At 32.1% G+C, this 12,279-nt stretch carries 14 protein-coding genes and 1 tRNA gene; all 15 read left to right on the top strand.

Annotated features, from left to right (window positions below):
* Window positions 1-623: branched-chain amino acid ABC transporter substrate-binding protein (locus Q0C22_RS05885; RefSeq protein ID WP_291492743.1), on the top strand; the 623-nt coding region annotated here is incomplete at its 5' end.
* Window positions 624-625: 2 nt separating this feature from the next.
* The gene (locus Q0C22_RS05880) at window positions 626-1,528 is read left to right on the top strand and encodes a branched-chain amino acid ABC transporter permease (protein WP_291492741.1); all 903 of its coding nucleotides are present in this window, start codon (window positions 626-628) and stop codon (window positions 1,526-1,528) included.
* A complete protein-coding gene (locus tag Q0C22_RS05875; protein ID WP_291492739.1) occupies window positions 1,528-2,472 on the top strand; it encodes a branched-chain amino acid ABC transporter permease in 945 nt (314 codons plus the stop codon). Before Q0C22_RS05880 ends, Q0C22_RS05875 begins: the two co-directional genes overlap by 1 nt.
* A gap of 2 nt (window positions 2,473-2,474) precedes the next feature.
* Window positions 2,475-3,230 (top strand): ABC transporter ATP-binding protein, encoded by a 756-nt coding sequence (locus tag Q0C22_RS05870; protein ID WP_291492737.1) that lies wholly within the window; start codon window positions 2,475-2,477, stop codon window positions 3,228-3,230.
* Window positions 3,230-3,940: an ABC transporter ATP-binding protein gene (locus tag Q0C22_RS05865; protein ID WP_291492734.1), complete on the top strand. Its 711-nt coding sequence runs from the start codon at window positions 3,230-3,232 to the stop codon at window positions 3,938-3,940. The genes Q0C22_RS05870 and Q0C22_RS05865 overlap by 1 nt, the downstream gene beginning before the upstream one ends.
* A 9-nt stretch (window positions 3,941-3,949) precedes the next feature.
* Window positions 3,950-4,261 carry a winged helix-turn-helix domain-containing protein gene (locus tag Q0C22_RS05860; protein WP_025391541.1) on the top strand — a complete coding sequence of 104 codons (312 nt, stop codon included), beginning with the start codon at window positions 3,950-3,952 and terminating at the stop codon, window positions 4,259-4,261.
* A gap of 73 nt (window positions 4,262-4,334) precedes the next feature.
* Window positions 4,335-5,696 carry a TrpB-like pyridoxal phosphate-dependent enzyme gene (locus tag Q0C22_RS05855; RefSeq protein WP_291492731.1) on the top strand — a complete coding sequence of 454 codons (1,362 nt, stop codon included), beginning with the start codon at window positions 4,335-4,337 and terminating at the stop codon, window positions 5,694-5,696.
* Window positions 5,697-5,732: 36 nt separating this feature from the next.
* A tRNA-Val gene (locus Q0C22_RS05850) sits at window positions 5,733-5,807 on the top strand.
* Window positions 5,808-5,820: 13 nt separating this feature from the next.
* Complete coding sequence (thrS, locus tag Q0C22_RS05845; RefSeq protein WP_291492729.1) at window positions 5,821-7,683, top strand: threonine--tRNA ligase; 1,863 nt, start codon at window positions 5,821-5,823, stop codon at window positions 7,681-7,683.
* Window positions 7,665-8,198: a translation initiation factor IF-3 gene (gene infC / locus Q0C22_RS05840; RefSeq protein ID WP_367172116.1), complete on the top strand. Its 534-nt coding sequence runs from the start codon at window positions 7,665-7,667 to the stop codon at window positions 8,196-8,198. Before thrS ends, infC begins: the two co-directional genes overlap by 19 nt.
* A gap of 15 nt (window positions 8,199-8,213) precedes the next feature.
* On the top strand, window positions 8,214-8,411 hold the full coding sequence (gene rpmI / locus Q0C22_RS05835; protein WP_291492727.1) for a 50S ribosomal protein L35: 198 nt from the start codon (window positions 8,214-8,216) through the stop codon (window positions 8,409-8,411).
* Window positions 8,408-8,752, top strand: coding sequence for a 50S ribosomal protein L20 (gene rplT, locus Q0C22_RS05830; protein ID WP_291492725.1), 345 nt, complete (start codon window positions 8,408-8,410; stop codon window positions 8,750-8,752). The genes rpmI and rplT overlap by 4 nt, the downstream gene beginning before the upstream one ends.
* 26 nt (window positions 8,753-8,778) lie before the next feature.
* A complete protein-coding gene (gene pheS, locus Q0C22_RS05825) occupies window positions 8,779-9,801 on the top strand; it encodes a phenylalanine--tRNA ligase subunit alpha (RefSeq protein WP_291492723.1) in 1,023 nt (340 codons plus the stop codon).
* A complete protein-coding gene (gene pheT, locus Q0C22_RS05820; protein WP_291492721.1) occupies window positions 9,798-12,107 on the top strand; it encodes a phenylalanine--tRNA ligase subunit beta in 2,310 nt (769 codons plus the stop codon). Before pheS ends, pheT begins: the two co-directional genes overlap by 4 nt.
* A partial coding sequence (locus Q0C22_RS05815) for a class I tRNA ligase family protein (protein WP_291492719.1) occupies window positions 12,085-12,279 on the top strand: 195 nt, incomplete at its 3' end. The genes pheT and Q0C22_RS05815, both read left to right, overlap by 23 nt.

The raw sequence follows: 12,279 nt of genomic DNA, 5'->3' as shown, positions 1-12,279 counted from the left end.
ATTCCACATACTCTACAGACTTAGCCGACGCTACAGAACAAGCTATAAAAAAACTCGGTGGAAATGTAATTTATAGAGGAAAAATTCAAGCTGGTTCACAAAACTTCACACCAATTTTAACTAAAATTAAGTCTATGAACCCTGATGTTATTTATTTTAGCGGCTATTATACAGATGGCGGATTAATTAGGGCACAAGAAGTTGCTTTAGGCATAAAGGCTGCTTTTGTGGGTGGAGATTCCAATGATAACCCTGAATTTTTTAAGCTTGCAGGAAAAACTGCAAATGGCGTTTATATGATTAATGTGCCAAGGCCAAATATCTTACCATATCCTTTAGCAAAAGAATTTTTAAAAGATTATCAGGCAAAATACCATATGATGCCACCAAGCATTTGGACCCTATTTAATGCAGATGGCTTAAGAGCAATAATGTATGCAATTGAAAAAAATAAAACGACTGATACGAAAAAACTGGCTGCTTTTTTGCATAATTTAAAAGATTTTCCAGGTATAACTGGTCCAATAACTTTCACAAAAGATGGTGAAAGAGCTGGTAGCAGGTTTATGGCTTATGAAATTTATGACAATAACCAGTATAAAGTAGTTTACAAAGAAGACTAAGTATGGAAATTTTTTTACAGCAAATTGTTAATGGTTTGGCTATAGGAAGTATTTACGCGCTTGTGGCCATAGGTTATACCATGGTATACGGTGTAATGAAGTTAATCAACTTTGCACATGGTGACCTTGTGGCCCTTGCGGCCTATGTGGGATTAACTGTTCTTATGCAGGCTTTTGGGATGCATTTATCTAATTTGTGGGCTGTTATCTTAATGTTTATTGTAACGGCGATGTTTATATCTTTATTTGGCATAATCTTAGAAAGATTGGCTTATAGACCGCTAAGAAAAGCACCCAGACTTAGCGCAGTCGTATCGGCGCTTGGTGCATCTCTTGCGATAGAAAACGGTATTATGCTAATTTGGGGACCAAACATCAAGGTTTTTCCATCAAATGTATTTCCGAGTGCCAGATGGCATATAAGCGGTGTTGTTATTAATTCCACTCAAATAGCAATACTTTTACTTTCAATCATTTTAATGCTTGCTTTGTATATATTTATTAATAAGACAAAAATAGGAACTGCTATTAGAGCAAGTGCTATAGATCAAGATGCTGCAAAATTAATGGGCATTAATGTTAATGGTATAATAATAGCAATATTTGCGCTTGGTTCTTTTTTGGGCTCTATTGGCGGTCTTTTTATAGGTATTTATTATAGGGAACTTTATTTCCAAATGGGATGGATTTATGGACTTAATGCTTTTATTGCAGCAATAATTGGTGGTATTGGAAATATTCCTGGAGCTATGCTTGGGGGAATGTTGCTTGGAATTTTTAATGTTCTCATTGCAGGTTATATATCTAATGCATGGTCTGAGGCTTTGACTTTTGCACTTTTAATTATAATTTTGATTATAAAACCAACAGGCATTTTAGGTGAAAGAGTAGCGGAGAAAGTTTGATGAGAAAAAGCTTAGTCTGGTATGTTTTATATTTTTTAATTGCTATTTTATATCCGCATTTTGTTGATCCATCATGGGTTGATATAGGTACAACATTTGCACTTTACTCTGTGGTGGCTTTAAGTCAGGATATTGTTTTGGGTAAAGCAGGCATGTTTGATATGGGTCATGCTACTTTTTTTGGCATTGGTGCTTATACTGCAGCAATTTTAAATACAGTATACAATATTCCTATAATTTATACAATTCCTATTGCTATAGCATTATCCGCTTTGTTTGGGATTATCATATCATGGCCAATAATTCATCTAAGAGGAGATTATTTACTTGTTGCAACAATTGGTTTTAATATAATTTTTTACCAGGCATTGCAGAATAATTTATTTGGCTTAACAGGTGGTCCAAATGGAATATTTGGTATAGGAACGCCAGTGATATTTGGAATAAATATCTCAAGTCAAAGGGCAATCTATTACTTTGCATGGTTTATTTTGTTAATTACAATGCTTATTATATACAATATCGATAAAAGTAAATTAGGAAGAGCGTTTCATTATTTAAGAGAAAGTGAAATAGCAGCAGAAAGTTTTGGTGTAAATAAAAGATTTTATAAAGTTTTAGCATTTGCTTTGGGAGCTGGTGTCGCAAGTTTAGCAGGTGTAATTTTTGCAATTCAATACGCTGCTGTAAGTCCTGAAACATTTAACTTTACACAATCTGTTCTTTTTTTTACTATAGTTATTGTTGGTGGCCCATCGTCTATACCTGGAATACTTCTTGGTACTTTTGTTATGTTTGTTGTGCCTCAATTTTTTAGAGAGTTTGCAACAGCAAGATATTTTGTTTTTGGCATTGCTATGATCTTAACTATGATATTACGTCCTCAAGGTATTTGGCCTGCAAAGTTTGGAAAATTACCAAAGTATTTAACCAAAGAGAGTTAAGTATGCTTTTGCAATTGAATAATGTTTTTAAAACATTTGGTGGTATAGTTGCAATAAATAATTTAAGTTTTGAAGTAAAAAACAATCAGATTTTGGGTCTCATTGGACCAAATGGAGCTGGTAAAACCACAGTTTTTAATTGTATAACGGGTATATATAAACCTGAAAAAGGCACTATTTACTTTGATGGAAAAAATATAACGGGTTTAAAACCTCATGTTATATCAAAGTTAGGCATCGCACGAACATTTCAAACTATTAGACTGTTTCCATCTATGAGTGTTGCAGAAAATATTATGGCAGGCAGACACACTAAATGTAGACAAACTTGGTTTGATAGCTTAATTAGGACGCCAAAATACTTTAAAGATGAAAAAGAAAATTGGTTAAAAATAAAATATTATATTGATTTGTTAAAATTGAGTGAATATACAACTTCAATTGTTAGTAGTTTGCCTTATGGATTACAAAGAAAAGTTGAAATAGCGCGAGCTCTTGCTAGTGAACCGAAGTTGCTTATTTTAGATGAACCAGCAGCAGGTTTAAATAATAAAGAAACGCAAGAGCTTGTTGATTTAATATATCAGATTAAAGCTATGGGTATTACAATACTTCTTATTGAACATGATATGGATATGATGATGAGTCTTGCAGAATATATAATAGTGATGAATTTTGGTGAAAAAATAGCTGAAGGTATTCCAAGCGAAATTCAATCAAATCCACAGGTAATAGAAGCGTATTTGGGAAGTGAATAATGGAAACAATTTTACAAATAACTGACTTAGAAGTTTCTTATGGTTCTATTGTAGCTTTAAAAGATATTACTTTTAATGTAAAATCCGGAGAAATAGTTGTACTTGTAGGCGCAAACGGTGCAGGCAAAACCACAACGCTAAGAGCCATAAGTGGTCTGGTAAAGCCAAAAAAAGGAGAAATAATTTTTGAAGGAAAACGAATTGATCACTTGCATCCCCATAAAATAGTGCGTTTAGGTATATCACATGCGCCAGAAGGCAGAAGGATATTTGGTACATTGACAGTATATGAAAATCTGATGCTTGGAGCATATACGCAAAAACAAATTGACAAAAACACGCTTGAATGGATTTATAATCTTTTTCCAAGATTAAAAGAAAGATCAAAACAACTCGCAGGAACACTTTCAGGTGGTGAGCAACAGATGTTAGCAGTTGGAAGGGCTTTAATGAGCAAGCCAAAGCTTTTACTTTTAGATGAGCCAAGCCTTGGATTATCACCTGCTTTAACCAAGATTATTTTTGATACTGTAAAGCAAATTAGAAACAGTGGTGTTACAATTCTTATGGTAGAACAAAATGCCAAAGCGGCTTTAAAATTTGCAAATAGAGGATATGTATTGGAAGTGGGGAAAATAGTGTTGAGTGGCACATCTGAAGAGCTCTTATCTTCCCAGAAAGTTGTAGAAGCGTATCTAGGTAGAAAGTGAATGTGATTTATGACTATTTATATTGATATACCAAAATCGACCATTATTCAAATATTGAAAGATATAAAAGAAAAAGAATTAGGGGGAGCATTAAATACATTATGGTGGTTTTTTAATGAAGCCTCAAAGATACCTACAGATAATTGGCAAATTAAAGGCGATCCAGAAATTATTGCAGAAGATTTGGGTTTATCAAAAGTAATTGTATACAAACACATAAAAACATTGAAAGAACTCAATTATATAAAGCAAGTAGATCCAAAAAAACATGTTTATGTTTTAAATAGTTCAATGTTTACACGAAGGTATTTTTTTGGTTAGTTGATATTTTTATTGTTGAAATTTTTTATCAATAGTGTTATAAATTTGTGATAAGATTATTAAGGAGTAGATAATGGAAGTAAAAAAGATTTTGCTTAATGAATCGGATATGCCAAAATATTGGTATAATGTATTGCCAGATTTACCAAATAAAATAGAACCGCCTTTGAATCCAGCCACAAATCAACCTTTAAATCCGCAGGATCTTGAGCGTTTATTTGCAAAAGAGCTGATTGAACAAGAATTAAGCAATAAAAGTGAGATAGAAATACCTCAAAAAATTAGAGAAATTTATGCAATATATAGACCAACGCCTTTGGTTAGAGCTTATAATTTAGAAAAAGCATTGAATACACCGGCTAAAATTTATTACAAAAACGAATCAGTTTCTCCTGCTGGCTCTCATAAACCAAACACAGCTATAGCGCAGGCATACTACAATAAGAAAGAAGGTATATTGTCTTTGACTACAGAAACTGGAGCAGGCCAATGGGGAAGCGCACTGGCGTTTGCTGGCAGTATGTTTGGTTTAAATGTAAAGGTTTATATGGTAAAGGTTAGCTATGAGCAAAAACCATACAGAAAATCAATGATAAATGTATGGGGTGCTACGATATATCCATCACCTTCAAACACAACGAATATAGGTAGAAAAATTTTAGAAAAAGATCCACATAACAATGGGTCTTTGGGTATAGCCATAAGTGAAGCAATTGAAGCAGCCCTTGAAAACCCCAATACGCATTACAGTCTTGGAAGCGTCCTAAATCATGTATTGCTGCATCAAACTATTATTGGTTTGGAAGCAAAAAAGCAGTTTGAGCTTATTGGAGAGTATCCTGATGTAATACTTGCGCCCTGCGGCGGTGGGAGCAATTTAGGTGGTATTGCTTTACCATTTATCAGAGATAAAATTAACGGTAAAAAGGTAAGGGTAATAGCAGTAGAACCTCAAAGTTGCCCTACGCTGACAAAAGGTGTCTACGCTTATGATTTTGCAGACTCTGCAAAAATGACCCCACTTTTGTTTATGTATACTCTAGGTCATAATTTTATGCCTCCTTCTATACATGCTGGTGGGCTTCGTTATCATGGAGACTCGCCTATTATTAGTAGGCTTTATAAAGATGGTTTAATTGAAGCTATTACGCTTAAACAAACGGAAGTATTTGAAGCAGCAGTACTTTTTGCTAAAACGGAAGGCATTATTCCAGCACCAGAGACAGCCCATGCAATAAAAGCTGCTATAAATGAAGCAATTATAGCCAAAGAAGAGCAAAAGCAAAAAAATATTTTAATCTGCTTTAGCGGTCATGGCCATTTTGATATGGCAGCTTATGATAATTACTTATCTGGTAATATGCAAGATGCTGAATTTTCAGATGAGTTAATTGAAAAAGCGCTAAAAGATTTGCCACAGATAAAAGTAAATTGACATTTTTTAAATAAAATGCTATGAATAGTCTCAATTGGGCGCATAGCTCAGGGGAAGAGTACTTGCTTGACGCGCAAGTGGTCGGTGGTTCGAAACCACCTGCGCCCACCATATAGAGGTTCAAATGCGAATAGGAAAAGGTGTAAATTTATTTGATTATGTTAAAACACATAATTTAAAAAATGTTATAGCAGCAAAAGTTGATTCCAAAATTGTTGATTTAAATTTTACTTTAGATAAAGAAAGCGATGTAGAATTTATAGATATAAATTCAAAAGAAGGTTTAGAAATTCTTCGGCATTCAGCAGCCCATATAATGGCTCAAGCCATTCAAGCACTATTTAAAAATGCTAAGTTTGCTATAGGCCCTGCAATAGAAAATGGTTTTTATTATGATGTTGATGTGGGCAGACCTCTGACGCAGGACGATTTAAAAGCCATTGAAATACAGATGAAAAAGATTACAGCAGCTAATTATCCATTTGCTCGCACAAATGTATCAAAAAAAGAAGCCTTAAGACTTTTTAAAGAAAAAGGCGATGAGTACAAAGTAGAGATTATAGAAAGCATACCAGATGAACACGTAAGCTTGTATCAGCAAGGTGATTTTGTTGATTTTTGCAGGGGGCCACATATACCATCAACTAATTATTTAAAGCATTTTAAGCTTTTGAGCGTTGCAAGTGCTTATTTTAGAGGCGACGAAACTCGCCCAACCATGCAACGTATATACGGCACCGCATTTGCTACAAAAGAGGATCTGGACAATTATTTAAATTTTTTAGAAGAAGTTAAAAAAAGGGATCACAGAAAGTTAGGGAAAGAACTTGATTTATTTAGTATAAATGATGATGTAGGAGCTGGTTTTGTTATTTGGCACCCAAAAGGTGCAATGCTTAGAGAGATTATTGAAACATTTGAGAAAAAAGAGCACTTAAAAAGAGGATATGAATTTGTTAGAGGTCCAGAATTACTAAAAACTCAATTATGGAAAGTTAGCGGTCATTATGATAATTACAGAGAAAATATGTATTTTACAGAAATTGAAAATGTTTCTTTTGGTATAAAGCCTATGAACTGTCTTGGACATATCCAGGTTTACAAATCTCGTTTAAGATCCTACAGAGAATTGCCAAAAAGATTTTTTGAGCTTGGGGTGGTTCACAGACATGAAAAAAGTGGTGTGTTACATGGTTTGCTCAGAGTTAGAGAATTTACACAAGACGATGCGCATATTTTTTGTACAAAAGAACAACTAAATGACGAAATTATAGGTGTTTTGGATTTTGTAAAATATGCCATGGACATATTTAAATTTGATTACGAGATGGAAATTTCAACAAGGCCTGAAAAATCAATTGGCACTGATGAAGATTGGGAAAATGCAACAAATGCTTTAATTAATGCTTTGGAAAATACAAAAAGACCATATCAAATAAACGAAGGCGATGGAGCTTTTTATGGACCCAAAATTGATGTTAAACTAAAAGATGCTATAGGCAGAAAATGGCAGTGTGCTACGATACAGTGTGATTTTACATTACCAGAGAGGTTTAATTTAGAATATATAGATAAAGATGGTTTGCCAAAAAGACCTGTTATGGTTCATAGAGTAATCCTTGGTTCGATCGAACGCTTTATCGCTGTATTGATCGAAAATTATGCAGGCGATTTTCCTTTGTGGTTGGCACCTATTCAGGCAAGAATAATTCCTATTTCCGAAAAGTTTGATAAGTATGCAAATGATATATATGAACAACTAAAAAAAGCCGAAATTAGAGTTGATATAGAAAAAAGAAACGAAACCATAAGCAAGAAAATACGCTATGCTGAGCTAGAAAAAATACCATATATACTTGTTGTAGGCCAAAAAGAAAGTGAAAAAAATGGGGTTTCGGTTAGAAAAAGAAAAGAAGGAGATTTGGGTCTATTTAGTATTGATGAATTTATTACAAAGATTAAGAATGAATCAGGGGGTGTTTTATAGTTTCCAAAAGTGACCTGCCACCAATTAATGACCAGATTAAAGCTGACAAAGTAAGGCTAATTGATCAAGACGGCAAACAACTTGGTATAGTAAGCCTTAAAGAAGCTTTGGAAAAAGCTCACGCTGCTGATTTGGATTTGGTTGCAATTGCGCCAAATGCTGATCCAATAGTTTGCAAAATAATGGATTATGGAAAATTCAAGTATGATAAGCAAAAAAAAGAAGAAAAAAGCAAGAAAAAACAAAAAATAATGAAAGTTAAAGAGCTTAAGATGAGGCTCAATATTGCTGAAAATGATTACAAAGTAAAACTAAATAATGCAATTGAATTTTTAAAAAATGGTGATAAGGTAAAATTTAGTATATTTTTCAAAGGCAGAGAAATTGAAAAGAAAAATTTGTTTTTTGTTTTATCCGATAGGATTAAAAATGATTTAGAAAATTATGCAGTCCCAGAAGGTAAAGAAACATTTGAAGGAAGAAGGTTAACTGTATCTTTTATACCAAAAAAATAATTGGAGGATGTTTTAATGAAGTTTAAAACTAAAAAATCTGCAGCAAAAAGAGTTAAAGTAACAGCTAACGGATTTTTAAAAACAAGAAGAGCCAATAAAAGTCACTTGCTTTCGCACAAATCTTCAAAAAGAAAAAGAAGATTAAGTCAGGCTCGTATTTTAAAAGGTACTATTGCTAAAAATCTCAGAATGATGCTTGGAGGTTTAAATTGAGAGTAAAAACTGGTATTGTAAGAAGAAGAAGACACAAGAAAATTTTAAAATTAGCAAAAGGTTTTTATCAAAGAAGGCATTCTACATTTAAAAATGCAGAAGAATCAGTAAGAAGAGCTTTAGCAAATGCTTATGTAGGAAGGAAAGAGCGCAAAAGACAGTTTAGAAGATTATGGATTGCACGAATTAATGCAGCTGTGAGGGAAAATGGTTTGACTTACAGCCAATTTATAAATCTTTTAAAGCAAAAAAATATATTACTAAATAGAAAGATGCTTAGTGAGCTAGCTATCAATAGTCCAGAAAATTTTAGAGCACTTTTAGATAAAGTTAGAACATAAAAGTTGTTTAATTACAGGAGGCAAATTTGCATGAAGTATTAAATCAGCTTGATGAAAAACTTGAGAAAGCCACGACACAAGAAGATATAAAGCAAATAAAAAGTTTTTTTTTAGGTAAAAATGGATATTTAACTAATTTATTTAAACAGCTGAGTAGTTTAGAACAAGAAGATAGAATACAAAAAGGTAAAATTTTAAATGAATTAAAAGAAATTGTAACACAAAAAATAGAAAGCAAACTTCAGGATATAAAAAATACCAAAAAACAACAGGAATTAATTCAGGAAATCGATTTGTTTTTAGATGGTAAAAGTCCAAATATTGGCTGTATTCACCCGGTTAATCTTGTGATAAAAGAAATATCTGATATTTTTTTATCAATGGGTTTTGGTATAGAAGATGGACCAGAAGTTGAACTTGATTTGTATAATTTCGAGTTGTTGAATATACCAAAAAACCATCCTGCACGTGATATGCAGGATACATTTTATATTGACGAAAATAGATTGTTGCGTACACAAACAAGTGGTGTTCAGGTTAGAACAATGCTTAAAAAAAAGCCTCCTTTAATGTTTATTGCTCCAGGCAGAGTTTACAGGCGTGATTCGGATTTAACACACTCTCCAATGTTTCACCAAATTGAAGGTTTAGCTGTAGATAAAAATATAAGGTTTTCTGACCTAAAAGGCGTATTGGAAATTTTTTTAAATGAGTTTTTTGGTAAAACAAAAGTAAGATTTAGACCAAGTTATTTTCCATTTACAGAACCATCTGCTGAAGTTGATATTGGCTGTGTTATTTGTGGTGGTAAAGGTTGCAGAGTGTGTTCAAATACTGGTTATCTGGAAGTGCTAGGTTGCGGCATGGTTCATAGAAATGTACTGAAAAATGTAGGGTACGAGGGTTTTAGAGGCTTTGCATTTGGCCTTGGTGTTGAAAGATTTGCAATGTTAAAGTATGGAATTGACAATATAAGGTTAATGTTTGAAAACGATTTAAGGTTTTTGGAACAATTTAGTAATTCGTTTTATCCAAAAGGTTTAGTATGAAAGTATCGTATAATTGGTTAAAAGAATTTGTGGATATACCTGTTAGTTCTTTTGAATTAGCAGAAAAATTTACATTATCTGGTTTAGAAGTCGAATCTATCATTAATACACAAGATGCATGTTTTGATAGTATTGTAGGAAAAATTTTATCCAGGCAACCTTTGCCAAACAATCTTTACCTTTTAGTTGTTGATATTGGAAAAAAACAACTTTCTATTGTAACAAGTGATTATCATTTAGATATCGGTGATAAAGTTGGTGTTGTGCAAGTAGGTACTAATTTTAATGGTATAGTAAAAGAAAAGAAATTTGGGAAATACATTTCTGAAGGCTTTTTGCTATCAGCAAGTGAGCTTGGTTTAGAAGAAACTTCAAACAATGTATTTGTCCTTGATAGTTCATTTGAGGTTGGCACAAAACTTAAAGACTTGGAAGTATTTAACGATTTTATTTTTGATATAAGCATTACGCCAAATAGGGCTGACTGTTTAAGCATTTTAGGTATAGCAAGAGAAGTATCTATTTATTACAATACACCAATAAAATTAAAAGAATGCCAGATAATTAAGGAAGATAATAAATTTAATGTGATTTTAGATAAAGATTGTCCAAGTTACATTGCAAGTAATATGAAAGTTAAAATATCACCTTCTTGTTTTGATATACGACAAAAACTTATAAAGTGTGGTGTAAGGCCCATAAATAATGTGGTTGACATTACAAATTATTGCATGTTAGCTTTAGGTCAGCCAATGCATGCGTTTGATAAAGACAAAATTGGAAATCAGATTATTGTTAGAAATGCTTTTAAGAAAGAGCGTATTGTAGCTTTAAATGATATAGAGTATGAACTTGAAGATGATCTTGTTATATCAGATGAAAAAAAAGCTATTGCAATAGCTGGTATAATGGGTGGCAGGGATAGTCAAATAGATGAAAACACAGAAAACATAATACTTGAATGTGCTTATTTTGTACCAGAGCGGATAAGAAAAACATCAAAAAAGTTAAAGTTGTCTTCTGAGAGTTCTTATAGATTTGAGCGGGGTATTGACCCTAATTTAAATGAATATGCAACATATTTTGCTATAGATTTATTAAAACAATTTGCACAGGCTCAAGTAATTGGTATAACAAAAAATGTAACAAAAAAAGAACCAAAAAAGGTACCTTTTACTGTAGATGAAATAAATGATTTTTTAGGCGCAAAATATGAAAAACAAAAATTTTATAAAATAGGTTTTGAGATTAAAGAGACGACTTCGAAATTAGTTGCTATTGTCCCCACTTATCGTATTGATATTGAAAATATGGAAGATATTGCAGAAGAGATAGCTAGAATTGATGGCTATGATAAACTGCCATCTACAAGCCCTTGTGTAAGCTTAAGCTGTAAGTCTATTAAAGATAAAAAAGACTCAATTAGGCTATTGTTAAAATCAAATGGTTTATTTGAAGCTATAAATTATTCATTTGTTGATGGTCATTTACTATCAAAACTTACCAATTCAAGTAATCTATTGTATTTAAAAAATCCCTTAACACAAGAACAAAACTGTATGAGAAATACGCTTTTTTTAGGTTTAATGGAAAATTTAGTTTTTAATTTAAATCACAATATAAAATCCATTGCGTTATTTGAAATTGGTAAAATTTTTGATTTGGAAAACGAAAGTAATGCACTTGGCATAATATTACATGGATTTAAACCACTAAATTGGTATACGCAAAAAAATTTATTTGACTTTTATGATATAAAAGGATTATTTGAGGCAATATTTGGTTTATTTGAGTGTAATATAGAATTTAAAAGTCAAGAGCTTGCATTTATGCACCCCAAAAAAACTTTAGCTGTCTATAACAATGGAAATTATATTGGTTTTTTTGGCGAAATTCACCCAAATATTTATGATATTTTCGAGATTAAGTTTTTAAAATCAGGTGTTTTATATGGAGAGATCTTAATTGACAGTTTTGATAAATTCAAGAGTTTTCATTATAAGTTTTTGCCAAAATTCCCGATAGTTGTTAGAGATTTAAATATTGTGGTTGATAAAAGTGAACGTGTAGATGAAATAAAAAGTACTATCAGTAATTTTGAATTTGTTTATAAAGTAAATCTTATTGATGTGTACGATATGGTAAACAAAAAGAGTCTAAATTTTAGAATAGAGTTATATTCCCAGGACAAAACACTTTCGGATCAAGATATAGAAAAACTTATGAATGAAGTATTCTTAAGTTTAAAATTTAAATTTAGAGCTGCAATTAGGGGGAAAGAAAATGGATTACAAGAACACACTTAATTTGCCAGAAACTGCTTTTCCAATGAAAGCAAATTTGCCTATTAAAGAATTAGAAATTTTAAAATTTTGGGAAGATAAAGATATATATAATAAAATTTTGGAATCAAGAAAAAATAGTAATATGTTCGTTTTACATGATGGACCGCCTTATGCAAATGGGCATATACATATG

This window comes from Desulfurella sp., assembly GCF_023256235.1.
Classification (GTDB): Bacteria; Campylobacterota_A; Desulfurellia; order Desulfurellales; family Desulfurellaceae; genus Desulfurella.
The sequence above is the reverse complement of the archived record's forward strand: the minus strand, read 5'-3'. Positions and strand labels throughout refer to the sequence as shown.